Origin of the sequence: Streptomyces sp. enrichment culture (assembly GCF_964272895.1) — a bacterium.
Taxonomy (GTDB): domain Bacteria; phylum Actinomycetota; class Actinomycetes; order Streptomycetales; family Streptomycetaceae; genus Streptomyces.
Genome location: NZ_OZ186832.1, coordinates 6,285,277 through 6,310,904, shown reverse-complemented (window position 1 = coordinate 6,310,904; position 25,628 = coordinate 6,285,277). Strand labels below are relative to the sequence as shown.

The following is a 25,628-nucleotide window of genomic DNA, read 5'->3' as shown; positions in this document are numbered from 1 at the left end:
AGACGAGACCGTGTCCGAAACGGTCGCCGACGCCCCGGTGTCCCCGCAGCTCATATTCGAGAGAGCCCGCACCTCACAGCGCGATCAGGCCGTGTTCATCGGCAAACTGGGAATCGTGCTCGCCCTGGGCGCGGCCGGCGTGGCCCTGGTGCTCGCGGGGCACCCGCTGGCCCTCGTCGCCGGCATCTTCCTGCTGGGCGCCCTGTACACGCACATGGTGGAGCTCCAGCACCAGTGCCTGCACCACTCCGCGTTCGTCAAGGGCCCCCCGCACCGCACCGTGGGTGTCCTCCTCGGCCTGCCGCTGCTCGTGTCGTACAGCCACTACCGGGTCCGCCACCTGCAGCACCACCGCTATCTGGGCACCGACCAGGACACCGAGTTCTTCGGCTTCGACACCCGGCAGCCCCTCACCCTCGGGGTGATGCTCCGCTACATGTTCGACTATCCGAGGCTGGTCACGGTGGCGCGCGACGGCTACCGCGCCTGGCGCGGCACCTGGGAGTACGACGCGGGCAGGATCTCCGAGCGGATGAAGGCGGACACCGTCGCCGAGTACCGCCTGATGGGTGCCGCCGCGGTGGCCGCGGCCGCCCTCTGCGTCGCCGGCCACGGGGAGTACGTCCTGACGCTGTGGCTGCTGCCGATGCTGCTGGTCGCCACGCCGCTGCACTTCCTCGTCGAACTGCCCGAGCACATCCGCTGCGACAACGACACCACCGATGTGCTGCGCAACACCCGCTCCATCAGCGGCAGCTGGTTCAGCACCTGGTACACCAACGGCAACAACCTGCACGTCGAGCACCATGCCGCGATGACCGTGCCGATCAACCGGCTGCCCGAACGCCACGAGGAGGTGCTGCGGTTCGCCAAGCACACCGACCGCAGCTACTGGACGTTCTACCGCGGAGTCCTGCGCGAGGTCATGACCGGCCCTCGCCGCCGGGCCGCCGCCGCCCGGACGGACGCCCCGTGACCACCGCCCTCACCTCCGCCGTCGCGGGCCGCGCCGGGGCCGGAGCCGGCCTCAGGGGCGGCCTCGGGGAGGGGAACGGCGCCGGCCGTCCCCTCGGTGCCGTGTGCCTCACCGACCTCGTCCACCGGCCCGGCCCCGGCCAGCACGGCTCCGCGCCCGCCCTGCTCAGTGCGGACGGCGAGATCGGCTACGCCGAACTCTGGCGCCGTATCGACACCACCCGCGCCCTCCTGGCCGCGCGCGGCATCCGCCCCGGCGACCCGGTGGGCCTGTACTTCCACCGCTCCGCCGACTACGTCGTGGCCCTGCTCGCCGCCTTCGCCCAGGGTGCGGTCGCCGTACCGCTCGACCCCGAGTACCCGGCCGAGCGCATCGGCCTGATGCTCACCGCCGCACGGCCCCGCCTGGTCCTGCGCGGCCGGGACACCGCACCGCACCCCGACCAGGACCGCGCCCCGGAACGCTGGACCACCCTGAGGACGTCGGCCGCACTCCCGCCCCCGGACGTCCCCCCGGCCGACCCCGAGGACGGCGCCCGGCCGGCGATGATCCTGTTCACCTCCGGCTCCACCGGCCGGCCCAAGGGCGTGCGGCTGCACCACGCCGGACTGGTCAACCGCATCCGCTGGGGGCAGCGGCAGTACGCCTTCCACGCGGGCGACCGGGTCCTGCACAAGGCGTCGATCTCGTTCGACGCGTCGCTGCACGAGATCTTCGCCCCGCTGTGCGCCGGCGGCACCCTGGTCGTCGCGCCGCCCGGCCTGCAGTACGACAGCCTGGGCCTGGTCCGGCTGATGCAGGACGCGCGGATCACCACCGCCCACTTCGTGCCGTCCGTGCTGCGCTATCTGCTGGCCGAGCCGGAGCTCGCCGACTGCCTCGACCTGCGCCTGCTGTTCTGCGGCGGCGAGGCCCTGCCGATGGATCTCGTCCGCGAGTTCCGCCGCACCCTGCCCGAATGCCTGCTCTTCAACCAGTACGGGCCGACCGAGACCTCCGTCAACGTCTCCTACTGGGACGCCCGCGAGGGACACGACGGGGCGATCGCCCCCATCGGCCGGCCGGTCGACGGTGCCGCGCTCCATGTCCTGGGCCCCGACCGCAGACCCGTCCCGCCGGGCGACACCGGCGAACTGTGGGTCGGCGGCACCCCCGTCGCCGAGGGCTATCTCGACGCGGGACTCACCGCGGAACGCTTCCTGCCCGACCCGTCCGGCGGCCCCGGCACCCTGTACCGCACCGGTGACCTGGTCCGCCTCAACCCGGCGGGCTACCTCGAATACCACGGTCGCACCGACGACCAGGTCAAGATCCGCGGCGTCCGGGTGGAGCCGGGCGAGGTCGCGGCCGTGCTCGCCCGCCACCCCGCGGTCCTCGACGCGGTCGTCGTCGCCGACACCGGGCCCCGTCTGGTGGCCTACGTCGTACCGGCCGGGGACCTCGAACCCGACGAGCTGCGCGCCTACGCCACCGAGGCCCTGCCGCCCGCGCTGCGGCCCGAGCGGACGGTCCTGCTGCCCGAACTGCCCCGGCTGGCCAACGGCAAGGTCGACCGCGCCGGTCTGCCCCGCCCGGCCGAGGGCACGAGCGAGACCACGGAGGACCCCGGCACCGGCCCGGCCACCGCGGAACGGCTGCGGGAGATCTGGCGCCGCGCGCTCGGGGTCGCCGCCGTCCGCGACGAGGACGACTTCCACGCCCTCGGCGGGCACTCGCTCCTCGCCCTGCGCATCGTCGGCCGGGTGCGCGAGACCACCGGCCTCGAACTGCCGCCCAGCAGCCTGCTGCGCGCCCCGGACTTCGCCGGCTGGGTCCGCTCGGCCGGCCTGCGACCCCATCCGCCGGAGCTGTGAGCCGATGACCGCGACCCTGACCGCACCGCACTCCCCCGCCCTGCCCGGACACCGTGTCCCGCTGTCCGACATGCAGCGCTCGATGCTCGCCCACGAGGCCCTGGAAGAGCTGCCGATCTACACGATGCCGCTCTGCCACGACATCACCGGCCCGCTCGACCCCAGCCTCCTCGAACGCGCCCTGCACCAGGTGATCCTGCGCCATCCGGTCCTGTGCTCGTTCTACGACGGCGTCGAGGCCCACGTGCTCGGTGACACCGCCCCGCTCCCGCCGTTGGTACGGCTCGACGCGGAGGCCGGTGCCCCGGCCGGGCCCGACGAGGCGATCGTGCCGGGGCTCCTCAGGGCGCTGGGGCCCGTCGACCCGGCGGAGCCGGACACCGCGGCGGCCCCCGGCGTCTCCGCCGCGCTGGCCGCGTTCTGGCGGGCGCCGTTCGACCTGGAGCGGGAGATCCCGATACGGGCCGCCCTGGCCCGCGTCGGCCCGGACCGGCATCGGCTCGCCCTGGCGGTCCACCATGTCGCCGGTGACAGCGTGTCGCTCGCCGTCCTGCTGCGCGACCTCGGCACCGCGTACCGCGCGCTCCGCCGCGACGGACGGCCGCCTCGGCCCGAACCGGCCCCCGACTTCTTCGCGCACGCCCGCGCCGAGAAGGCGGCGGCGCGGAGCGGACCGGCCACCGACTGGTGGGCCGAGCGGCTGCACGGCACCGCTCCCCGGCCCTTCCCGCGCCGCGTCCCGCCGCCGGAGAGCGAGCGCTGCTCCCGTATCTCACGGGACCTGCGTCTGGACGCCGACGACACCGCGGGCGTACGGGAGTTGGCCCGCATCGCCCGGGTCTCACCGTCCGCGGTGCTGTTCACGGCCGTCTCCCTGGCCACGGCGGGGCCGGGCGAACGGGAGACGGTGATCGGCCTGCCCACCGCCCTGCGGGACCGGCCGGAACTGCGCTCCGCCATGGGCCCCTTGCTCAACACCCTGCCCGTGCGCACCCGGTTCGGCCCCGGTGACGCACCGGCCCACGCCGTACGCGCGCACGCGGCCGCCATCGAGGAGTCGCTGACGCACAAGGAGCTGCCGTTCTCCCGGATCGTGCACGCGGCCGGCGTACGCCGCTCCCTCGACGCGGCACCCCTCTTCCTGCACGTCGTCAACATCGACCACGAGCCGCTGCGACTGCGCCTCGACGGCGCCCGCTGCACAGCCCTGCCGGCGCCCCGCACCTGGGTGGTGTTCCCCGCCCACTGGGAGTTCGGCTGGGGCGTCGTCGGCAATATGCGCGGCGAACTGCGCCTGTCGGCCGACGCCTTCACCGACGCCCACGCCGACGAGCTCACCGGCCGATTCCGCGAAGCCCTCGACCGGCTGCTGCGCGGAGTCGTCGCCGAGCCGCCGCTGCACGACCCCCTCTGAGCGACGCCGCCGGGGGTCTCCGCCAGGAGACCTCCCCCGAGAGATCTCCGCCAAGCGCCCCTCCAAGGCTCCAAGGACCACCGATGAACACACCCACCACCGCCCCGGACACCCCGACCGCCGGCCCCTCCACCGGTCTCACCGAGACCCTCCGTTCCCTTTTCGAGGAGACCCTCGGACGCTCCGGCATCCCCGACGACGCGAGCTTCTTCGACCTGGGCGGCGACTCCCTGGCCGCGATGCGCCTGGTCACCCGTTCCCGGTCGGTCCCCGGCCTGAAGCTGAGCATCCGCACCCTGTTCCGCAACCCCTCCGTCGCCGCCCTGGCCCAAGCGCTGGGCGGGCCCGCCGGACCGGCACCGGCTCAGGCCGCGCAGGCGCCGGTGCTCGGCGGCCTCCCCTGCCCCGAACGCCCGCCGCTGTCCTTCGGCCAGGAGGGCCTGTGGTACCTGGCCCTGCTGGGCGGACCCAGCCCCACGTACAACGTCCCCGTCGCCGTACGCCTGTCCGGCGAGCTCGACCCCGCCGCCCTGGAGGCGGCGCTCGGCGACCTCGTGGCCCGTCATGAGCCGCTGCGCACCGTCTTCCCGGAGGTCGGCGGGGTACCCCACCAGCGCGTCCTCCCGGCGGAGGAGGCCCGGCCGGTGCTGCACACGCTCCGCTGCCCGCGCGCCGGGCTCGCCGAGGCCGAGGCGGCGGCCGCCCGGCACCCCTTCGACATCCTGACCGCGCCACCGCTGCGGGCCACGCTGCTCACGGTCGAGGACGAGCCCGGTGAGCATGTGCTGATGCTGGTGATGCATCACATCGTCGGCGATGGCTGGTCGGTCCGTCCGCTGGTCCGCGATCTGGGTGAGGCGTACGCCGCCCGGCTGGCCGGCCGTGCCCCGCAGCTGCCCCCGCTGCCGGTCCGCTACGCCGACTTCGCCCTGTGGGAGCGCGAGAGTGCCGCCCGCACCCTGGAGTCACGGCTGGCGTACTGGCGGCCCGCCCTCGCGGGACTGCCCGACCCGCTGCCGCTCCCGACGGACCTGCCGCGTCCTGCCGTCGCCTCCTGTCGTGGCGCGGCCCAGCCGCTCACCGTGGACGCCGAGCTCACCGGCCGGCTCAAGGCGCTGGGCCAGGAGACCGGCGCCACGCTCTTCATGGTGCTCCAGGCGGCCCTCGCGGTCTCCCTCACCAGGGCCGGGGCGGGCGAGGACATCCCCATCGGCACGCCCGTCAGCGGCCGTGGCCACACCGACCTCGACGACCTGGTCGGTCACTTCGTGAACCTGCTCGTCCTGCGCACCGACACCTCCGGCGCCCCCACCCCCCGCGAACTGCTGGCCCGCGTCCGCACCGCCGACCTGGAGGCGTACGCCCACCAGGACGTCCCCTTCGACAAGCTGGTCGGCGCCCTGAATCCGCGCCGCACCTCCGCGCACCACCCGCTGTTCCAGGTCGCCCTCGCCTTCGGCGGCGGGGCGCACCAGCCGGTGGCGATGCCGGGGCTGCGCGGCCGGACCGACCAGGCAGCGCTGTCCGTGGCCAAGTTCGATCTGGGACTGCACCTGGACGAGATGCCGGACGGCACGATCCGGGGGCACCTCGGCTACGCCACGGACCTGTTCACCGAGGCCACGGCCCGCGCCCTCGCCGAGTCCTTCCTCGGCTGTCTCACCGAGCTCGCCGCGGCTCCCGACACCCCGCTCACCGCCCCCTGAGCCGGGCCCGCGGGCGGCACGGCAAAGCAGCGTGTGCGGGCCGGGACCCTGCCCGACCCGCACACGCTGCGGTTACTCTCTGTGGTGTCCGAGGGGGGACTTGAACCCCCACGCCCGATAAAGGGCACTAGCACCTCAAGCTAGCGCGTCTGCCATTCCGCCACCCGGACCAGGTGTCTGCCGCCTTGCGCGGGGCGTTCCCCGCGGCGACATGGACAACAATACCAAGGTTTCGGAGTGCCCTTCACCTGCGTATCCGCACACCACCGCAGGTCGGCGCCCTGCCCCACGCTCCGGCCCCGATCCCTCACCGACAGTGACCGAGGCCGGTGCCGTCCAGGTGAGGGGCCCTTCCCGGTGGCGGGGAGGGCCCCCTCACCTGGGCCGGCGGATCAGCACTGTTCGCGCAGGGAGTGCAGATGCTCGCTGGAGCGGCGGGCGAAGGCGAAGGAGTCGGCGGGCTGGTCGTGCTCGGCCTGCCAGTGGTGGGCCAGACGCTCGCCCCGCAGCCGGGTGACGCCGGAGATGAACTTGCGGTAGTCGATGTCGCCGTCGCCGACGTCGGTCATGCGGTAGCCGAACTGGGTCGACGGATCCCTCTCCCCGTCCTTCACATGGAACAGCGGGTAGCGGTGCGGCTGCCGCAGTACGTAGTCCAGGGGCTCGAACGGTGCGGCGGTGCCGTCGGGCCGCTTGGAGAAGCGGAACTGGCCGACGTACGCCCAGAAGATGTCCATCTCCAGGAACACCAGGTCCGGGTCGGTCTCGGCGAGCAGCACGTCGTACAGGCGCACCTTGGGGTCGTCGGTGGCGAAGGAGAACTCCTCGGAGTGGTTGTGCTGGTAGAACTTCATGCCGCGGGCCCGGGCCGCCGCTCCGTAGGTGTTGAAGTCCTCGGCGGCGCGCTTCCAGGCGTCGACGGTGGAGCCGTAGCGGAACGGGTTCGAGGCGGTGCCGATGTGCTTCAGGCCCAGGGCCTCGGCGTCGTCGAGGACCTTGGTGAGGTTCTGGGCGAAGGTGTAGGCGTTCGGGTCGCTGGAGTGGTAGCCGACGTGGCTGCCGATCGGGTTGAGGCCGTGGTCGTGGGCCAGCCGGCGGAGCTGGGCGAGGGTGATGGGCCCGGCCGAGCCCTGGGTGTAGCCGGCGAACTCGACCTCGTCGTAGCCGTACCTCTCCAGCTCGGCGAAGACGGGTGCGAAACCGAGCGTGGAGACCTTGTCGCGCAGGCTGTAGAGCTGGATGCCGAGGCGGCCGGGCGGCAGGACGGGGCGGCCGCGTCCGGCGGCGCCGCTCGCGGTGCCGGTGACGGCGGCCGCGGGGGTGGCGGCCGTGCCCAGCAGTGCGGCCGCGGTGGCGCCGGCGGCGACGCCGAGCATGCCTCGTCTGCTGAGGCGGTGGACGAGTTCGGGATCGGTCGGGGAAAAGCGGCTCATGTCTGGAACTCCTCGTGATCGCGGGGCGTTGTCAGGGGTGAGTGCTTCACTGATGACAGGTCAGGACAGACCGGCCAGATGGAGCAGCAGGGATTTCACGTCGGTGGCCGCGACGCGGTCTCCGACAGCGCGGGGGGTGGAGCAGATGATGAGCGGACCGTCGTCGTCGCTCATGGGCAGGCGGCCGTGGCTGCCGCGAAGAGGCGTCGGGTCGAGGGGCACCACGGCCAGGCGGTAGCGCATGCCGAGTTTCTTGCGGGCCAGCGCCGTTCCCGCCCTGACCTTGACGTAGGGGTCGAAGGGGTCCATGAACAGCTCGGCGGGGTCATAGCCGGGCTTGCGGTGGATCTCGACCAGCCGCGCGAAGTCGGGGGCGCGGTGGTCGTCGAGCCAGTAGTAGTACGTGAACCAGGCGTCCGGCTCCGCCACGGCGACGAGCTCACCGGAGCGCGGATGGTCCAGGCCGTGCCGCTTCTTGCCCTCGTCGTCGAGGAGTTCCTCGATCCCGGCGAGTGCGGCCAGGGCGGCGCGGGTGGCGGCCATGTCCTCGGGGCGGCGTACGTAGACGTGGGCGATCTGGTGGTCGGCGACCGCGAAGGCCCGTGAGGCCATCGGGTCGAGGTACTCCATTCCGTCCTGGGTGTGCACCTCCAGCAGCCCGGCCCGGCGCAGGGCGCGGTTGATGTCGACCGGGCGGCTGACGCGGGTGATGCCGTATTCGGAGAGGGCCACGACGGTACGGCCCTCGGCGCGGGCGTCGTCCAGGAGCGGGGCCAGGGCGGTGTCCAGGTCGGCGGCGGCCTTCAGGGACCGCGGGTCGTCGGGGCCGTGGCGCTGCAGGTCGTAGTCGAGGTGAGGGAGGTAGCAGAGGGTCAGGTCGGGATGGCGGGTGGCGTTGATGTGGCGGGTGGCGTCGATGATCCACCGGCTGGAGACCAGGTCCGCGCCCGGGCCCCAGAAGTGGAAGAGGGGGAAGGTGCCCAGTTCGGCGGTGAGTTCGTCGTGGAGAGCCGGCGGGCGGGTGTAGCAGTCGGGTTCCTTGCGGCCGTCGGCGTAGTAGATCGGCCGGGGGGTGACGGTGTAGTCGGTGTCGGCGCCCATGGCGTACCACCAGCAGATGTTGGCGACGGTGTAGCCGGGGTGTGCGCGGCGGGCGGCGTCCCAGATCTTGTCGCCGGAGACCAGGCCGTTGTGCTGGCGCCACAGCAGCACCTCGCCCAGGTCGCGGAAGTACCAGCCGTTGCCGACGATGCCGTGTTCGCGGGGCGGGGCGCCGGTGAGGAACGTCGACTGCGCGGCGCAGGTCACCGCGGGCAGGACGGTGCCGAGCGGTGCCCGGGAGCCGGTGTCGGCGAGGGCTTGGAGATGAGGCATGTGGTCGAGGAGACGGGGGGTGAGGCCGACCACGTCGAGCACGAGCAGCGGGGTGGGCCCGGTCATGGCAGCTCCTTCAGACCGAGGTCGGTCAGCAGATCACGGGCGAGCGCGAGCTCGGCGGCGATGCCGTCGGCGAGCTGGGCGCGGGAGCGGGGGCGCAGGGCGGGCGGCAGGGCCTGCCAGGTGTAGGTCTCCACCTCGAGGTGGCGGGTCAGCGGGTGCGGGCCACCCACCAGGCGGGCCAGTGCGCGCTCCAGCACCGGGAGGGTGGAGGTGAGGGGATCGGCGGGGGCCGCGTGCAGCGGGACATGGAAGTGGGCGCGCCAGGGGCCGCCGTCGGGCAGGGCGTCGGCGGCCAGCGCCTCGCCGAGGTCGTCGGTGCCGCGCAGTCCGGCGGCGGTGCGGGTGCGGGTCTGGTGCAGGAAGCGTGGCTCGGCGAAGGCGCCGAGGGCCGCGCGGGTCTCGGGCAGATGGGGGTGCTCGGCGTGCAGGGCGGCGGACAGCTGGGACTTGACGACGGGGACACCCGCTCGGGCGAGGGCGTCCAGGGCGGTGTCCGGGTCTTCGAAGGAGGTGGCGAGATGGCAGGTGTCGACACAGACGCCGAGGCGCGGGTGGCCGATCGCGGCCAGCAGGGCGAGAGCGTCGCCGGTGGTCTCCACGACGCAGCCCGGTTCCGGTTCGAGGCCGACGCGGACATGGCGGCCGGTGAGGTCCTCCAGGGCGTCGAGACGTGCGGCGAGGGTACGCAGGGCGCGGTGGGCGGCCTCGGCACGACGGCTGTCCCAGGGAGTGCGCCAGGCCAGGGGGAGCGTGGAGACCGAGCCCTCGGTGACGTCGTCGGGGAGGAGTGCGGTGAGCACCCGGGCCAGGGCGGTGGTGTGCTCCAGGCGCTCGGGGTCGGTCCAGTCCGGCCGGTACACGCGGTACTTGACCTCTGCGGTGCCGAACCCCTCGTACGGGAAGCCGTTGAGGGTGACCACTTCCAGGCCCCGGCGGTCGAGTTCGGCGCGCAGGGTGCGCAGCGCGGCCGGGTCGGCGTCCAGGGTGCGGGCGGCTTCGGCGGCGAGCCACAGGCCGATGCCGAGGCGGTCGCGGCCCAGCCGGCGGCGCACCGGTTCGCAGTGGTCGCGCAGCTGGGCGAGGACGCCGTCGAGGGTCTCGGCGGGGTGGACGTTGGTGCAGTAGGCGAGGTGGACGACCGAGCCGTCGGCATGGCGGAAGCGCATGGCTCACTCACCGCCGCGCAGGATGGAGTTGCCGGCGTGGGTGGCGGCGGGGGCCGGGGCGTCGAGGGCGAGGCGGCCGCTCTGTCCGTAGAAGGCGACGGGGTTGCGCCACAGGACGCGGTCGACGTCGTCCTCGTCGAAGCCCTCGGCCAGCATCAGGTCGGCGACCGCGCGGGTCTTCAGGGGGTCGCTGCGGCCCCAGTCGGCGGCGGAGTTGACCAGGACCCGCTCGGGGCCGTAGGTGCGCAGCACGGCGACCATCCGCCGCTCGTCCATCTTGGTGTCGGGATAGACGGAGAAGCCGAGCCAGCAGCCGCTGTCCTTGGCCTCCTCGACGGTCGTCTCGTTGAGGTGGTCGAGCAGCACCCGGCTCGGGTCGAGGGCGGACTCGCGCACCACGTCCAGGGTGCGGCGCAGGCCGGTGAGCTTGTCGCGGTGCGGGGTGTGCACCAGGGCGGGCAGGCCGTGGTCGGCGGCGAGTTGGAGCTGGGCGGCGAGGGCGGTGTCCTCGGCGGGGGTCATGGAGTCGTAGCCGATCTCGCCGACGGCGACGACGTGGTCCTTGACGAGATAGCGGGGCAGTTCGTCGAGGACGGGTGTGCAGCGCGGGTCGTTGGCCTCTTTGGGGTTGAGGGCGAGCGTGCAGTGGTGGGCGATGCCGTACTGGGCGGCGCGGTGGGGTTCCCAGCCCAGCAGGGAGTCGAAGTAGTCGAGGAAGGAGGCGGGCGAGGTGCGGGGCTGGCCGAGCCAGAAGGAGGGTTCGACGACGGCGCGGACGCCGGCGGCGCGCATGGCCTCGTAGTCGTCGGTGGTGCGCGAGGTCATGTGGATGTGCGGGTCGAAGAGGCGCATCAGGACTCCTTGCCGTGGGGGTCGTCGCCCGTGCGGTGCCGGGCCGGGCCGGTCGCGGGGGTGTCGGCGAGGGCCAGGACGCGGTGCAGGTCGGCGGGGACGGGGCGGCCCGCGGCGGTGCGTTCGGCGGCGTGGTCGGTGAGCATGCGGGCGAGTTCGGCGTCGCCGCGGGCCCGTCGCTCCAGGTCGGCCACCGCGTCGACGGGGACACCGGTGAACAGGCACTTCAGGACGGCGTGCCGCCAGGAGTGCGGGTCGAGGTGCCGGGCGGCGTAGGGGCCCACGGCCGCGGCGAGGAGGCCGGTGTCGTTGGTGCGCAGGGCGTCCTCGACGAGGGGCACGGCGTCGGGGCCGGCGACCAGGTGGGGCAGGGCGTGCAGGACGGCACGGCGTTCGGCGCCGGTGCCCTGGACGTAGACGCGGGTGAGGGCGGCCGGGTCGGCGCGGGCGGCGTCCAGGATGAGGACGCGGGCGGCGTCGGCGTACTCGGCGCCGCAGCGCCGGCCGGCCTCGGCGATCCGCAGCTCCCACACGGAGATCGGGCCGTGCGCGCCGGGATGCGCGGATGCCTCGGCGAGGGCCTGGTCGAGCCAGGCGCGGGCGGCGCCGTCGAGCTGGGCGTCGAGACGGGCGCGGAGGGCGTCGAGAGGGGCGGGTGAGGTGTCTGCGGGCACGGGCCGGGTGTGTGCGGGCGCGGGCGGGGTGTCTGCCGGCAGGGGTGAGGGGGCGGTGGAGGCCGGTCGGGGTTCGGAAGGTGCGGGTGAGGAGTCGGTGGGGGGCGTCGCTCGGGTGGGGCGGGGCGTGTCCAGGTCGTGTGGGCGCGGGTGGTTCATCGGGGGCTCCCTTCTCGGGGGGCGGAAGCCGGGTCGGCGGGGCGCGGTGCGCCTTGGGGCGGGGTGGTCGCCGGGGCGGGTGCGGGGCGGTCGCCGGGGGTGGCCGCGTGGTGGAGGAACGGAAGGGAGCGTGCTGCCAGGTCGGGGCCGGCGTGGGAGTGGCGGGGCAGTTCGACGACGGTCAGGCCCTGGTAGCCGGTGGCGGTCAGGGCGGCGAGGACGGGAGGGAAGTCGATCTCGCCGTCGCCGAAGGGGAGGTGTTCGTGGACGCCGCGGCGCATGTCCTCGATCTGGACGTGGCGCAGCCAGGGCGCGGCGTCGCGGACGCAGTCGGCGGGTGGCAGTGGTTCCAGGCACTGGCAGTGGCCGATGTCGAGGGTGAGCCCGAGGGGCTCGGGGTCGCCGAGGAGGTGACGCAGGTGGTGGAAGTCGTCGAGGGTGGCGAGGAGGTGGCCGGGTTCGGGTTCCACGGCGAGCGGGACGCCCGCGGTGTCGGCGGCGTGGAGGACGGGCGTGAGCGCGTCGGCGAGGTGTTTCCAGGCCGTGTCGGTGTCCGTGCCGGGCGGGGTCACACCGCTGAAGCAGTGCAGGGCGTGCGCGCCGAGGTCGGCGGCGACGCGGACGGCCCTGATCAGCAGGTCGGTCCGAAGCGCCCGCTGCGCGGGGTCGGGGTCCAGCAGGGAGGGGCCGTGCTTGCGGCGCGGGTCGAGCACATAGCGGGCCCCGGTCTCGACGGTTACCTCCAGGCCCAGCGCGTGGAGCCGGCGGGCGACGCGTCCGGTGCGGGTGGCGAGGTCGGGGGCCAGCGGGTCGAGGTGCATGTGGTCGAGGGTCAGGCCCACGCCGTCGTAGCCGAGGTCGGCGAGCAGGGCCAGGGCGTCGTCGAGTCGGAGGTCGGTGAGGCCGTTGGTGCCGTAGCCGAAGCGGAGGGGGTTGTTCGGGGGCCGGTGGTCTGCCACGTGACGGTCGATCATGTGAGGCTCACCCGCCTCGCCGCCCTTCGGGCCGGTGGGACGAGTGCGGCGATGAGCAGGGCGGTGCCGGGGGCTCCGTCGCGGGCGGCGAGCGCGGCCTGGAGCGGGATGGTGGCGCGGACACCGGCGCCGACGGCTCGCTGGAGGAGAGGGGGCGCGGGGTTGAGGGCGGCGTGCCAGTAGGGGCGGGCCGTGGTGAGGGCGTAGGCGGTGCCGAGGGCGCTGCGGGCGGCTTGCGGGAGGGGGCGGCGGTGCGCAGGGGCGGGGCCGGGCCCTCGGGTGGGGGTGGTGTTCGTCAGGAGGTGGGTCAGCAGGGCGGTCGTGGTGAGGGCGGCGAGCGGTGGGGCCGGGGAGGTGCCGGTGGTCTCGCCTCGGGACACGGTGGTGACGGCGAGGGTGTGGGAGGCGAGCAGTGCGGCGGTGGGCAGCGCGGGACGGGGCCGGCCGGTGGTCGCCGCGGCGCCGAGGAGCAGGTCGAGGGCGCGCGCGGCGGCCATGGCCGCGGGGCCGGCCGGGGTGTGCTTGAGGGCGAGGTCGTACGCCCAGACCGTGGCCGCGAGCGGTGTCGCGACGGCCAGGGCGGGGCGGCCCGCACGGGCGGCCAGGGCGAGGCCCGCCGCGGTGAGGGCGCCCGCGGCCAGCAGGGCCGAGGCCGGGCGTATCCGGCCGGAGGGAAGGGGGCGGTGGGGGCGTTCTCGGGCGTCCTCCTCGCGGTCCGCCCAGTCGTTGAGGGCCATTCCGGCCTCGTACAGGCACAGGGAGGAGCCGATGGCGAGCAGGGTGCGGGGGTTCGGGCGCGCGCCGACCGCCGCGGCTCCGGCCAGGGCGTCGCCGGGGACGGAGAACAGGGCGGGGAGCCGGAGGAGTTCGGCCCAGGCCCGCGGGCTCGGTCGGCGCGGGGGCGCCTCGGCGGCGCCACGGGGGTGCTCGGCGGTGACGGCAGGCGGCTCGGTCGCGCCGCGCGGCCGGGATCGGCGGGTGGGCGCGCTCATCGCCGGTCCTCCGGGACGCCCGCCGGGGCCGGTCGTAGCCGGGCGGCGAAGGACAGGAGGGCGGCGTACTGCTCGCCGAGGGAGGCGGGACCGTCGCCGAGGGGGTCCTTGAAGTAGAAGGCGAGGTCGGTGAGGGGGCCACAGAGGCCGGCTTCGTGGGCCCGGAGGGCGAGGCGGGCGAGGTCGAGGACGAGGGGGGCGGCGAGAGCGGAGTCGCAGCCCTGCCAGATGGTCTGCAGGACCATGCGGGTGCCGAGGAACCCGTCGAAGGCGATGTGGTCCCAGGCGGTCTTCCAGTCGCCGAGGGCCGGTACGTCGTCGATGTGGACCTGTCCCTGGGGCGTGGTGCCGAGGGTGTCGGCGAGGACGCGTTCCTTGCCGGCGTTCTTGGCGGCCGCGGCGCGGGGGTCGGCGAGGGCGGCGCCGTCGCCGCCGCCGAGGAGGTTGGTGCCGGACCAGGCCCGGACCGCCAGCGCACGCTGGGCGAACATCGGGCCGAGCACCGAGCGCAGCAGGGTCTGGCCGGTCTTGCCGTCGCGGCCCGCGTACGGAAGGCCGCAAGAGGCGGCGAGTGCCGAGAGGGAAGGGTGGTGCAGGCCCGTGGAAGGGGTGAAGTTGACGTAGGCGCAGCCCGCGTGCAGGGCTGCCGCCGCGTACAGGGAGCTGGCCGGCCACGCGCCGGGCGCGGGTTCGGGCTCGGTGGAGGCCACGTTCACCACGACGGCGCGGGCCAGGTTCCGGCGTCGTACGAAGTCCTGGATGTCGGCGGTGAAGGCGGCGATCAGGGCGGAGGCTTCGCGGGTGTCGCCGGGGGTGGGGCCGCCGGGCCGGATCTCCCGCTCGGCGGCGGCCAGTTCGGCGGCGACGGCCGCCGGGAGGCCGGCCGGCAGGACGCCCTCGGCGGCAAGGGCCTCGGCGCGCTTGGGCAGGGGGCAGTCGGCGGTGTCGTGACCGCCGAAGACGAAGTCGGCGAGGGCGGGCAGCCCGCTGCCGGCGAACGCGGCGGTCTCGGTGACCAGGCCGGTCGGCGGACGCAACCCTGCGGTGAGCGCGGCACAGCCCGCGACGACGGTGGTGGCCACGGAGCCGCGTGCTCCGATGAGCCACACCCCCACGCGTGGTCGGAACGGGGCAGGGGACGCGGGCATGAGAAGCCTCCTCGGCGGACGCGGAGTCGGGCTGGGTCGGGCGCGAAGTCGGGTGCGAAGTCGGGTGGGGGTCGGGTGAGAGGTCGGGCGGACGGTCGGGGGGAGGCCGGCAGGGGCACGTCCTGCCGGCCGGGTGCGCGCTGCGAGGTCCGGCGCCTGTTCGCCGTACGCGCAGGGCGCCGTACGCGCGGTTCGCCGTACGCGCGGGGCGCGCTGGTGGGAGGACGGCGGGCGGAAGTCCGGCGTCTGCCGCCCGCCGCCCGTTCAGTCGCCCTGCGAGGCCGTGGCGGCGGTCCTCGTGGGCAGTTCCTTGATCCGGATGTCACGGAAGGACACCTGGTCGGCGTCTCCGTGGTTCTGCAGCCCGATGTGTCCGTCGGTGAGGCTGCGGGCCGGATCGGTGTTGGTGAAATCGTTGATCTTCACGCCGTTGAGCCAGACGCGCAGATGTTCGCCCTCCACGCGGATCTCGTACGTGTTCCACTCCCCCGGCGGGTTCAGCGCACGGTCGCGCTTCTTCAGGTCGGCGGACTGGAAGCCGTAGACGGCGCCCGTGGTCTTCTCGGGGACGTCCGTGGCGTCGATCTGGATCTCGTAGCCGTTGTGGACGGCCGACCAGGGGTCGTCCGAGGGCGGGAAGCCGATGAAGACACCGGAGTTGTCGTCGCCGGAGGGGCTCGCCATCCGCCAGTCGAGCTTCAGGGAGTACGAGCCGAAGCCGGAGGCGGCGTACCAGAGCATGCCCATGCCGCCGGTCGTGGTGAGCGTGCCGTCGGCGTCCAGCGTGAACGCGCCCGGGCCCGCCTGGCGCCAGCCCTCCAGGGAGGTGCCGTCGAACAGCGGCCGGTAGCCGTTCTCGGGGCGGCAGTCGGCCTGGGCGGCGCCGGTGGCCCAGCGGATGCCGCCCAGCAGATGGGCGCGGAAGGCGGGCTCGGCGTAGGACGCCTTGGTGTGGCCGCCGCCGGTGTAGAAGGCGCGGCCGCCCGCGTAGTTCTGGCACCAGGCGATGGGGTGGTCGCCGTTCATGGTGCCCCCGGAGTAGGAGGACTCGTCGAGGGAGGCGAGGACGTGGGCGTGCTCGCGGGGATTGGAGCGGTAGTTGTACCACTCGTCGGTACGGTTCCAGGTGCGGGCCAGCCCGGCGGTGGCCGGGTGGGCGCGGTCCTCGACGTGCACGGTGGCGGGCTGGATCGCGGGGTGGGAGTGGAAGTAGGCGCCCGCGAGGCCGCCGTAGAAGGGCCAGTCGTACTCGGTGTCGGCGGCCGCGTGGATGCCGACGTAGCCTCCGCCGCGCCGGATGTAGTCCTCGAAGGCGCGCTGCTGGCCGGCGTCGAGGACGTCTCCGGTCGTGGAGAGGAAGACGACGGCGTCGTAGCGGCGCAGGTTGGCCGGGGTGAAGGCGGCGGCGTCCTCGGTGGCGTCGACCGTGAAGCCGCCGGTGGCGCCGAGTTCGCGCAGTGCGGTGATGCCGTCGGGGATGGAGTCGTGGCGGAAGCCGGCGGTCTTGGAGAAGACCAGGACGCGGTCGTCCGGTGCCGGGGCGGCCCCGGTGGGGGCGGCCGCTGCGCCGAGGAGCAGGGCCGCTCCGAGGGCGGCCGCGGTCAGTCCGGTGGTGGGTCGCATGGCGTGGCCTCCTCTCAGCCGGTGGTGAGGGTGAAGTCGTCCACGTCGAACAGGGCGCCGGTGCCGCTGCCCTTGAAGACGAGGTAGAGGGTCGTGGTGCCGCGCGGGGCGCGGGACAGGCCGGCGGTGACGTCCTGGAACGTCTCCCAGCCGCCGGTCACGGGCACGGCGGCCCGGCCGAGGAGGGTGCCGGTCGCGGAGCCGGCCCGTATCTCCAGGGTGCCTCCCGTGCCGCCGGAGGACACGCGGGCGGTGATGCTCCTGGCGTTGCTCAGGGCGTACGGGGTGAAGGAGATCCAGTCGCCGTGGTGGATGTCGCCGACGGTGCGGCCGCCGTGGGCGGTGTCCTTGCTGATCAGGCTGACGCCGAAGGAGTCGCCGAAGTGCTCGGCCTGGCGGTGGCGGGGCTGGGTGACGTGCTGGTCGTGGGTGGTGAGGGCCTCCTGGCCGCCGCCTCCGCCGTCGGTGTACTCGGCGTCGATCACGCCGAAGATGTTGGCGTCGTCGTCGTGGCCTCCGTCGGCGCTGGTCTGCAGGGTGCCGGTGCAGCCGTTCGCGGAGGTCACCGGGTGGCCGTGGGTGTCGTGGCCGAGGATGAAGGTGACCTTGACCTTGGAGCAGTCGATCGTTCGGTCCTCGGGGTCGCTGACCTTCACGCTGAAGGGGATGGCGTCGCCGAAACTGAAGAGCTGGCCGTCCTTGGGTGTCTCCAGGACCACGGTGGGCGCGGTGTTGCCGACGACGACGCGGACGCCGGCGCTGCCGGTGCGGCCGGTCGGGTCCTTGGCGGTCACGGTCGCGGTGTAGGTGCCGTTCGCGCGGTAGCGGTGGGTCGGGTGGGCCTCGGTCGAGGTGGTGCCGTCACCGAAGTCCCAGTGGTAGGTGAGCGCGTCGCCGTCCTGGTCGGTGGTGCCGGCGGAGGAGAAGCGGACCCGCAGCGGGGCCTGGCCCGAGGTGCGGTCGGCGGCGGCCCGGGCGACCGGGGAGCGGCCGTCGGTGGCGTTCTCGATGCGGTAGAGCGCCGAGTTGTCGTCGCCGCCGAACCAGGCGGTGCCGTAGTCCAGGACGTACAGCGCGCCGTCGGGTCCGAAGGCCATGTCCATCACCTGGGTGCCGGTCCAGGGGAAGGCGTTGATGGACTGCACGGTTCCCGTGCCGTCGCTCTCGATCCGCTTGATCCAGCGGCGGCCGAACTCCCCGGCGAAGAAGTCGCCGTCGTACGCCTCGGGGAACTTCACCGGCGAGTCGAGCGTCGGGTCGTAGCGGTAGACGGGGCCGCCCATCGGGGATTCCGAGCCGGTGCCGAACTCGGGCACGGAACCGCCGTCGTACGGGATCCAGGCGGCCTGCGCCGGGGGCAGCTCGGTCAGGCCGGTGTTGTTCGGGGAGGTGTTCCTGGGGGCGGCGCAGTCGAACGCCGCGCCCGACTGGCGGGTGGCGAAGTCGAAGTCGACATAGGGGTCGTTGTCACCGGTGCAGTACGGCCAGCCGTAGTTGCCGGGGCCGGTGACGCGGGCGAACTCGACCTGTCCGGCCGGGCCGCGGGCCGGGTCGGCGGCGCCGGCGTCGGGGCCGTAGTCGCCGACGTAGAGAATGCCGGTGGCCTGGTCGACGCTGAAGCGGAACGGGTTGCGGAAGCCCATGGCGTAGATCTCGGGCCGGGTGTTCGCGGTGCCGGGCGGGAAGAGGTTGCCGTCGGGAACCGAGTAGGTGCCGTCCGCGTTGACCTTGATACGGAGGATCTTTCCGCGCAGGTCGTTGGTGTTGCCGGAGGTGCGCTGGGCGTCGAAGGCGGGGTTGCGCTCGGCGCGTTCGTCGATGGGGGTGAAGCCGTCGGACTGGAACGGGTTGGTGTCGTCGCCGGTCGACAGATAGAGGTTGCCGGCCGCGTCGAAGTCGATGTCACCGCCGACGTGGCAGCAGATGCCGCGGGAGGCCGGCACGTCGAGGATCTTCGTCTCGCTGGCGGTGTCGAGGGTGCCGTCGGGCCGCAGGACGAAGCGGGAGAGGCGGTTGACGCCGTCGAAGCGGGCGAAGTCGGCGGCGGTGCCCGTGGTGGGAGCGTCGCCGATCGGGGTGTTCAACGGGGGTGCGTAGTAGAGGTAGATGAAGCGGTTGGTGGCGAAGCCGGGGTCGACGCCGATGCCCTGGAGGCCCTCCTCGTCGTGGGTGTAGACGTCCAGCTTGCCCGCGAGGCGGGTGTTGCCGGCGGCGTCGGTCAGGCGCAGTTCGCCGTCGCGTGAGGTGTGCAGGACCGAGCGGTCCGGGAGGACGGCCAGGGACATGGGCTCACCGACCTCCGCCTCCCCCTTGGCGAGGGTGACCTGCTGGAAGTCCTCGGCCACGGCCGTGTCCCCGGCCGCCGCGGTCCCCTCGCCGGCGACGGCTGCGCCGGCCTGGGGTGCGGCGAGGGTGAGCGACGCGCCCGCCAGCAGCGCGCCGCTGAGCAGGGCGACGGCCTGACGGAAGGACGGGCGTCGTCTGTGAGTCCTGTTGCCTGTGGGGCTGGTGGTGCGGTCGTTCCCGTGCACGGGTGCCTCCAGAATGGGGCCGGTTGTGCGGGTGATGGCGTACGCCGGGATGCGCCGTCATCCCGGAGAGGGGGAGTCAGGGCCGCGGGCCGCCTGGGGTGCGGATCAGGTCGGCAAGTGCCCTGGGATTCGGGGGGTGGGGCTTTGGTGGGTCTGGGGATGCGGGGGCTGGGGCTGGGGCTTGCTGAGTTCGGGCCTTCGGGGGCTGGGCGTGGGTGGGTCTGGGCCTTCGGGGCTGGGCGTCGGTGTGTCTGGGTTCCAGCGCTCGGTGTCCCTGAGTGCGTGGTGCTCAGGCGCCGGGGTTCTGGGGTTCGGGGGGATCGGGGAGGAAGGCGCTCGGTGGCCCAGGACTTGGGGGGCGAAGGGGCTCGGTGACCCCTGGGGTTCAGGGGGCGAAAGGGCTCAGGGGACGAACGGGCTCGGTGACCCTGAGGCTCGGGGGACGAACGGGCTCGGTGACCCCAGGGGCTCAGGGGACGAACGGGCTCGGTGACCCTGAGGCTCAGGGGGCGAACGGGCTCGGTGACCCCAGGGGCTCGGGGGACGAAGCGACTCGGTCGCCCTGGGTCGATCGGTCCGGTCGCCCGGTGGCCCGGAGTCAGCGGAGCGCCGGCTCCCTGACCCCCAGGCCCAGCGGCTCGGGGGTCAGCGGCTCGGGGCCCTCGGCCCAGATCCTCCGTGGCCCTCGGCTCCACGCCCCCTCGGCTCCACACCCCCTCGGCTCCACGCCCCCGCGGCTCACCGCCCGGAGGGCCGTGGCTCAGTTGCCGAACGCCGCGTCGAAGGAGGCCGACGGCGGGTCGAAGTCGTAGGCCCTGAGGCGGGTGAGGGCCTCGGGGGCGCCCTGGAGGCGGTCCATGCCGGCGTCCTCCCACTCGACCGAGACGGGACCCTGGTAGCCGATGGAGCGCAGCATGCGGAAGACGTCCTCCCAGGGCACGTCTCCGTGTCCGGCGGATACGAAGTCCCAGCCGCGGCGCGGGTCGCCCCAGGGGAGGTGGGAGCCGAGCCGGCCATTGCGGCCGTCGAGGCGCTTGCGGGCCTCCTTGCAGTCGACGTGGTAGATCCGGTCGCGGAAGTCCCACAGGAAGCCGACGGGGTCGAGGTCCTGCCAGACGAAGTGGGAGGGGTCGAAGTTGAGGCCGAAGGCGGGACGGTGGTCCACGGCCTCCAGGGCCCGCTGGGTGGTCCAGTAGTCGTAGGCGATCTCGCTGGGGTGGACCTCGTGGGCGAAGCGGACGCCCTCGGTGTCGAAGACGTCGAGGATCGGGTTCCAGCGGGCGGCGAAGTCCTCGTAGCCGCGTTCGATCATCGCCTCGGGGGCGGGCGGGAACATGGCGACCAGGTGCCAGATGGCGGAGCCGGTGAAGCCGATGACGGTGTCCACGCCGAAGGCGGCCGCGGCGCGGGCGGTGTCCTTCATCCGGGCGGCCGCGCGCTGCCGTACGCCCTCGGGGTCGCCGTCGCCCCACACCTCGGCGGGGAGGATGGCCTGGTGGCGTTCGTCGATGATGGCGTCGCAGACGGCCTGGCCGACGAGGTGGTTGGAGACGGCCCAGCACTTCAGGCCGTACTTGTCGAGCAGCTGGTGCCTCGACGCCACGTAGGAGGGGTCGCTGAGCGCCTTGTCGACCTCGAAGTGGTCGCCCCAGCAGGCGAGTTCGAGTCCGTCGTAGCCGAAGTCGCGGGCGAGTCGGCAGACCTCCTCCAGGGGCAGGTCGGCCCACTGGCCGGTGAACAGGGTGAAGGTGCGCGGCATCGTCGAGGGCCTCCTTCAGACCGCGATGGGGGTGTAGACGGAGTTCTTCTCGGCGCTCTCCTCCACGGCCGCCAGGACGCGCTGCACCTGGAGTCCGTCGGCGAAGGACGGCTCGGGGCGGCGGCCCTCGGCGACGGCGTGGACGAGGTCGCGGGCCTGGTGGACGAAGGTGTGCTCGTAGCCGAGTCCGTGGCCGGGCGGCCACCAGGCGTCGAGGTAGGGGTGGTCGGGTTCGGTGACGAGGATGCGGCGGAAGCCGGCGTGGGTGGAGGGCTCGGTGGCGTCGTGGAACCAGAGCTCGTTGAGGCGCTCCAGGTCGAAGGCCAGGGAGCCGCGCTCGCCGTTGAGTTCCAGGCGCAGGGCGTTCTTGCGGCCGGTGGCGTAGCGGGTGGCCTCGAAGGAGGCGAGGGCGCCGGAGGGGAAGCGGCCGGTGAACAGGGCGGCGTCGTCGACGGTGACCGTGCCGGTGCCGGCCGACGAGACGGCGGCGAGGCCGCTGGTGGCGCCGACGGGCAGCGGGCGTTCCCGGACGAAGGTCTCCGTCAGCGCGGACACCCCGGCCAACGGCTCGCCCACCAGATATTGGGCGAGGTCGACGACATGCGCGCCCAGGTCGCCCAGCGCGCCCGACCCCGCGTGCTCCTTGCGCAGCCGCCAGGTGAGCGGGAACTGCGGGTCCGCCAGCCAGTCCTGGAGGTACGTCACCCGCACATGCCGCAGGGTGCCGAGGCGGCCCTCGGCGACCATCCGCCGGGCGAGCGCGGTGGCGGGCAGCCGACGGTAGTTGAAGCCGACCATCGCCAACCGCCCCCGTGCATGGGCCTCTTCGGCGGCGGCGGCCATCATCGACGCCTCCTCGACCGTGTTGGCGAGGGGCTTCTCGCACAGCACGTGCTTGCCCGCGGCGAGGGCGGCCAGGGCGATCTCGGCGTGGCTGTCGCCGGGGGTGCAGATGTCGACGAGGTCGATGTCGTCGCGGGCGATCAGGGCGCGCCAGTCGGTCTCGGCGGACGCCCAGCCGTGCCGGTCGGCCGCGGCGCGCACGGCGTCGGCGTCCCGGCCGCAGATCGCGGCGAGGACGGGGCGCAGCGGCAGGTCGAAGACATGGCCCGCGGTGCGCCAGCCCTGGGAGTGGGCGGCGCCCATGAAGGCGTAGCCGACCATGCCGATCCGCAGCGGCGGCCGGGCCCTGCCGTGGGGTTCCGTCGAACCGCCCGTCTCCTCTGACTGCTGCGGCTGATCCATGCGGTGCTCCTCCTCTTCGTCGGGGCGCGCTCTTGGTCGGGGCGCGGTGGGGGGTGCGGGCGCCTCACTGGAAGCCGGTGGGCATGTACTGGTCGACGTTGGTCTTGTCGACGACGGCCGAGTAGAGGGTGACCGACGCCGGGATCTCGAACTCGGCCATGCCGCCGATGCCCTTGCCCTGGCCGAGGGCGCGGGCGAGGTCGATGGCGGAGGCGGCCATGGTGGGCGGGTACAGGACGGTCGCCTTGAGGACGCCGTCGTCGCGCTTGATGGCCTGGAAGGCGGAGAGGGCGCCGGCGCCGCCGACCATCAGGAAGTCGTCGCGGCCGGCCTGTTCGATGGCGCGCAGGGCGCCCACGCCCTGGTCGTCGTCGTGGTTCCACAGGGCGTCGAACTTCGATTGCGCCTGGAGGAGTTGGGCCATCTTGGCCTGGCCGGACTCGACGGTGAACTCGGCGGCCTGGCGGGCGACCTTCTTGATGTTGGGGTAGTTCTTCAGGGCGTCGTCGAAGCCCTGGGTGCGCTGCTGGGTGAGTTCCAGGTTGTCCAGGCCGGCGAGTTCGATGACGCGGGCGTCGGGCTTGTCCTTGAGTTTCTCGCCGATGTAGTGCCCGGCGTTGAGGCCCATGCCGTAGTTGTCGCCGCCGATCCAGCAGCGGTATGCCTGCGGGGAGTTGAAAATGCGGTCGAGGTTGACGACGGGGATGCCGGCGCGCATCGCCTTCAGGCCGACCTGGGTGAGGGCCTTGCCGTCGGCGGGCAGCACGACCAGGACGTCGACCTTCTTGTTGATGAGGGTCTCGATCTGGCCGATCTGGGCGGCGGTGTCGTTGGAGCCCTCGGTGATCTCCAGGGTGACGTCGGAGTACTTCTCGGCGCGTTCACGGGCGTTGACGTTGATCGCGTTGAGCCAGCCGTGGTCGGCCTGGGGTCCGGCGAAGCCGATGGTGACCGCCTTGCCGGGCTTGTCGTCGGCGGCGGGCTGGTTGCCGGCGGCCTTGCCGCTGTCGTCCTTGGTCTCGTTGCTCGTGCACGCCGTGAGGAAGGCACCGGTGGAGACGGCGGCGGCCCCGAAGAGCAGTCCTCTGCGGCTCGTAAGTTCTGACATGGCGGTGAACCCTTTCCTCAGGTCGTGCTCGCGGTACGGCGCTGGACCAGCACGGCGGCGACGATGATCGCGCCCTTGGCGATCTGCTGGACGTCGCTCTGCAGGTTGTTCAGGGCGAAGATGTTGGTGATCGTGGTGAAGATCAGGACACCGAGCACGGACCCGGTGATGGTGCCGCGGCCCCCGCTGAGCAGGGTTCCGCCGATGATCGCGGCGGCGATGGCGTCGAGTTCGTAGAGGTTGCCGTTGGTGTTCTGGCCGGAGCCGGACAGGACGATCAGCAGGAAGGCGGCGATCCCGCAGCACAGCCCGGACAGCAGGTACAGATACAGCCGCTGCCGGCGGACGTCGATGCCGGCGAGCCGGGCGGCCTCGGCGTTGCCGCCGACGGCGACGGTGCGGCGGCCGAAGGTGGTGCGGTTGAGCAGCAGCCAGCCGACGACGGTGACGGCGGCGAACACCAGCACCAGCGGCGGGATGCCCAGCACATACGCGTCGCGCTCGCCCAGGTCGAGGATGCCGTCGACGGTGACGATCTGGGTGCGTCCGTCGGTGATCTGCAGGGCGAGGCCGCGCGCCGAGGCCAGCATGGCGAGCGTGGCGATGAACGGGACCATCCCGCCGTACGCGATGAGCAGCCCGTTGACCAGCCCGCATCCCACGCCGACGATCACCGCCGTGAACAGGATGCCGGCGAAGCCGTACTCCTGGGTGGCGACGGTGGTCGCCCAGACCGAGGCGAGGGCGACGATCGCGCCGACGGACAGGTCGATGCCGCCGGAGGTGATCACGAAGGTCATGCCGACCGTGACGACGCCGATGACGGATGCCTGGGTGAGGACGAGTTGGAGGTTGCGGGTGTCGAGGAACTCCTCCGGCTTGGTGATCCCGCCGATGACGATCAGCGCGGCGAGCACTCCGAGGAGGGAGAGCGTGCGGACGTCGGCGCGGAACAACATCCCGCGCCAGGCGGGGAGTCCGCCGGCGGGGGCCGCCTTGCCGGTGCCGTCCCGAGGCGGGGAGACGTGCTGCGTCATGACGCCGGGCTTCCTTCCATGACCAGGTCGAGTACGCGGTGTTCGTCGAGCTCGCGGGCGGGCGCGGTGTGGACGACCCGGCCCTCGCGGAGCACCAGGACGCGGTCCGCGAGGCCGAGCACCTCGGGCACCTCGCTGGAGACCAGCAGCACCGCGAGTCCTTCGTCGGCCAGACGGCGCACGACCGCGTAGAGCTCGGCGCGGGCGCCGACGTCGACGCCGCGGGTGGGTTCGTCGAGGAGCAGGACGCGGCAGCCGCGCAGCAGCCAGCGGGCCAGGACGGCCTTCTGCTGGTTGCCGCCGGACAGCGTGCGCACCGGCACCTCCGGGTTGTCGGGCCGCAGCGACAGCTCGCGCACCGCCGCGCGCGCCGCCCCCTGTTCGGCGCCGCGGTCGATCCAGCCGGCGCGCGAGAAGCGGGCCAGTGAGGAGACGGAGACATTGCGGGTGACCGACTCCAGCATCAGCAGGGCCTGCGCCTTGCGCTCCTCGGGCGCCAGGCCGAGTCCGGCCCGGACGGCGGCGCGGACACTGCCGGGCCTCAACGGCCGTCCGTCGACGAGGACATGACCGGCCGTGGGCCTGCGGGCGCCGTAGATGGTTTCCAGGATCTCGGAACGGCCGGAGCCGACGAGTCCGGCGAGCCCGACGATCTCACCGGCGTGCACGTCCAGGTCGAGGGGTGCGAACTCCCCCTCCCTGCCCAGGCCGCGCACCTGGAGCACGGGCTCCCGCCGGGACGGCTCGCCGGGGCGCTCCGGGAACACGTACTCCATGTTCCGCCCGGTCATCAGCGCCACGACCTCTCGGGTCGGCGTGGTCTTCGCGGGCAGTCCGCCGGCCACCGCGCGCCCGTCCTTGAGCACGGTCACCCGGTCGCCGATGCGGCGGATCTCCTCCAGGCGGTGGGAGATGTAGACGACGGCCACGCCGTCCGCGGTCAGATCGCCGACGATCCGGAAGAGGTTGTCGACCTCGTCGGGGTCGAGCGCGGCCGAGGGCTCGTCCATCACGATGAGCCGTACGTCGTGGGAGAGCGCCCGCGCCATGGAGACGATCTGCTGCTGGGCGGCGGACAACTCGCCCACCAGGCGCGCCGGATCGATCTCGGGATGCCCGAGTCGCCGCAGCAGCAGCGCGGTCGACTCGCGTGCCGCTCTGCGGCGTACGACGAAACCGGCGGCCGTGGGTTCATGGCCGAGGTGGACGTTCTCGGCCACCGACAGGTGCTCGACGAGGTCGAGTTCCTGGTAGATGGTGGCGATGCCGAGGCGCATGGCGGCGATGGGCGAGCGGAGGGTGACGGGCTCGCCGCGCCAGCGGATGGTGCCGGTGTCGGGCTGGTGGGCGCCGGCGAGGACCTTGATGAGGGTGGACTTGCCGGCCCCGTTCTGGCCGAGCAGGCAGTGGACCTCACCTGCCTGGACGTCGAGGTCGACGCCGTCGAGGGCCCGGACTCCGGGGAAGGACTTGGTGATGCCGGACATGCTGAGCAGCGGTGGTTGTGGTGCCATGGGTTCCCCTGGGCGTCGGGCCGG

General features: G+C 73.4%; 19 protein-coding genes and 1 tRNA gene. 4 read left to right on the top strand and 16 right to left on the bottom strand.

Annotated features, from left to right (window positions below; all coding sequences use genetic code 11):
* Positions 1 to 10 precede the first annotated feature (10 nt).
* The 4 genes from ACSU6M_RS28205 (at position 11) to ACSU6M_RS28190 (ending at position 5,949) form a co-directional block, all read left to right on the top strand.
* Positions 11 to 976, top strand: coding sequence for a fatty acid desaturase family protein (locus tag ACSU6M_RS28205; RefSeq protein ID WP_437073370.1), 966 nt, complete (start codon positions 11 to 13; stop codon positions 974 to 976).
* Complete coding sequence (locus tag ACSU6M_RS28200; protein ID WP_437073368.1) at positions 973 to 2,829, top strand: non-ribosomal peptide synthetase; 1,857 nt, start codon at positions 973 to 975, stop codon at positions 2,827 to 2,829. Before ACSU6M_RS28205 ends, ACSU6M_RS28200 begins: the two co-directional genes overlap by 4 nt.
* 4 nt (positions 2,830 to 2,833) lie before the next feature.
* A complete protein-coding gene (locus tag ACSU6M_RS28195) occupies positions 2,834 to 4,243 on the top strand; it encodes a condensation domain-containing protein (protein WP_437073367.1) in 1,410 nt (469 codons plus the stop codon).
* Positions 4,244 to 4,326: 83 nt separating this feature from the next.
* The gene (locus tag ACSU6M_RS28190; RefSeq protein WP_437073365.1) at positions 4,327 to 5,949 is read left to right on the top strand and encodes a condensation domain-containing protein; all 1,623 of its coding nucleotides are present in this window, start codon (positions 4,327 to 4,329) and stop codon (positions 5,947 to 5,949) included.
* A gap of 82 nt (positions 5,950 to 6,031) precedes the next feature.
* Here the strand turns inward: ACSU6M_RS28190 and ACSU6M_RS28185 are convergent.
* From ACSU6M_RS28185 to ACSU6M_RS28110, 16 genes are all read right to left on the bottom strand, one after another.
* Positions 6,032 to 6,119 (bottom strand) — tRNA-Leu (locus ACSU6M_RS28185).
* Positions 6,120 to 6,341: 222 nt separating this feature from the next.
* A complete protein-coding gene (locus tag ACSU6M_RS28180) occupies positions 6,342 to 7,382 on the bottom strand; it encodes a sugar phosphate isomerase/epimerase family protein (RefSeq protein WP_437073363.1) in 1,041 nt (346 codons plus the stop codon).
* 60 nt (positions 7,383 to 7,442) lie between these two features.
* Entirely contained in the window at positions 7,443 to 8,822 is a 1,380-nt protein-coding gene (locus ACSU6M_RS28175; RefSeq protein WP_437073361.1) for a nucleotide pyrophosphatase/phosphodiesterase family protein, read from the bottom strand.
* Positions 8,819 to 9,988 (bottom strand): metabolite traffic protein EboE, encoded by a 1,170-nt coding sequence (eboE, locus tag ACSU6M_RS28170; protein WP_437073360.1) that lies wholly within the window; start codon positions 9,986 to 9,988, stop codon positions 8,819 to 8,821. The genes ACSU6M_RS28175 and eboE overlap by 4 nt, the downstream gene beginning before the upstream one ends.
* Positions 9,989 to 9,991: 3 nt before the next feature.
* Complete coding sequence (locus tag ACSU6M_RS28165) at positions 9,992 to 10,840, bottom strand: TatD family hydrolase (RefSeq protein WP_437073358.1); 849 nt, start codon at positions 10,838 to 10,840, stop codon at positions 9,992 to 9,994.
* Complete coding sequence (locus tag ACSU6M_RS28160; protein WP_437073356.1) at positions 10,840 to 11,673, bottom strand: EboA domain-containing protein; 834 nt, start codon at positions 11,671 to 11,673, stop codon at positions 10,840 to 10,842. The genes ACSU6M_RS28165 and ACSU6M_RS28160 overlap by 1 nt, the downstream gene beginning before the upstream one ends.
* Positions 11,670 to 12,647: a sugar phosphate isomerase/epimerase family protein gene (locus ACSU6M_RS28155; RefSeq protein WP_437073354.1), complete on the bottom strand. Its 978-nt coding sequence runs from the start codon at positions 12,645 to 12,647 to the stop codon at positions 11,670 to 11,672. The genes ACSU6M_RS28160 and ACSU6M_RS28155 overlap by 4 nt, the downstream gene beginning before the upstream one ends.
* The gene (locus tag ACSU6M_RS28150; RefSeq protein ID WP_437073352.1) at positions 12,644 to 13,639 is read right to left on the bottom strand and encodes an SCO3242 family prenyltransferase; all 996 of its coding nucleotides are present in this window, start codon (positions 13,637 to 13,639) and stop codon (positions 12,644 to 12,646) included. Before ACSU6M_RS28150 ends, ACSU6M_RS28155 begins: the two co-directional genes overlap by 4 nt.
* Positions 13,636 to 14,787: an inositol-3-phosphate synthase gene (locus ACSU6M_RS28145; RefSeq protein ID WP_437073350.1), complete on the bottom strand. Its 1,152-nt coding sequence runs from the start codon at positions 14,785 to 14,787 to the stop codon at positions 13,636 to 13,638. Before ACSU6M_RS28145 ends, ACSU6M_RS28150 begins: the two co-directional genes overlap by 4 nt.
* Positions 14,788 to 15,051: 264 nt before the next feature.
* Positions 15,052 to 16,410, bottom strand: a complete 1,359-nt coding sequence (locus tag ACSU6M_RS28140; RefSeq protein ID WP_437073348.1) for a ThuA domain-containing protein — start codon at positions 16,408 to 16,410, stop codon at positions 15,052 to 15,054.
* A gap of 14 nt (positions 16,411 to 16,424) precedes the next feature.
* Positions 16,425 to 18,941 (bottom strand): PQQ-dependent sugar dehydrogenase, encoded by a 2,517-nt coding sequence (locus ACSU6M_RS28135; RefSeq protein WP_437073347.1) that lies wholly within the window; start codon positions 18,939 to 18,941, stop codon positions 16,425 to 16,427.
* A gap of 760 nt (positions 18,942 to 19,701) precedes the next feature.
* Positions 19,702 to 20,700, bottom strand: coding sequence for a sugar phosphate isomerase/epimerase family protein (locus ACSU6M_RS28130; RefSeq protein ID WP_437073346.1), 999 nt, complete (start codon positions 20,698 to 20,700; stop codon positions 19,702 to 19,704).
* A 15-nt stretch (positions 20,701 to 20,715) separates the two neighbouring features.
* Positions 20,716 to 21,945 carry a Gfo/Idh/MocA family protein gene (locus ACSU6M_RS28125; protein ID WP_437073345.1) on the bottom strand — a complete coding sequence of 410 codons (1,230 nt, stop codon included), beginning with the start codon at positions 21,943 to 21,945 and terminating at the stop codon, positions 20,716 to 20,718.
* Positions 21,946 to 22,009: 64 nt separating this feature from the next.
* A complete protein-coding gene (locus ACSU6M_RS28120) occupies positions 22,010 to 23,053 on the bottom strand; it encodes a substrate-binding domain-containing protein (protein WP_437073343.1) in 1,044 nt (347 codons plus the stop codon).
* Between the two features lie 17 nt (positions 23,054 to 23,070).
* Positions 23,071 to 24,090, bottom strand: a complete 1,020-nt coding sequence (locus ACSU6M_RS28115) for an ABC transporter permease (RefSeq protein WP_437073341.1) — start codon at positions 24,088 to 24,090, stop codon at positions 23,071 to 23,073.
* Positions 24,087 to 25,604 carry a sugar ABC transporter ATP-binding protein gene (locus ACSU6M_RS28110; protein WP_437073339.1) on the bottom strand — a complete coding sequence of 506 codons (1,518 nt, stop codon included), beginning with the start codon at positions 25,602 to 25,604 and terminating at the stop codon, positions 24,087 to 24,089. Before ACSU6M_RS28110 ends, ACSU6M_RS28115 begins: the two co-directional genes overlap by 4 nt.
* Positions 25,605 to 25,628 lie beyond the last annotated feature (24 nt).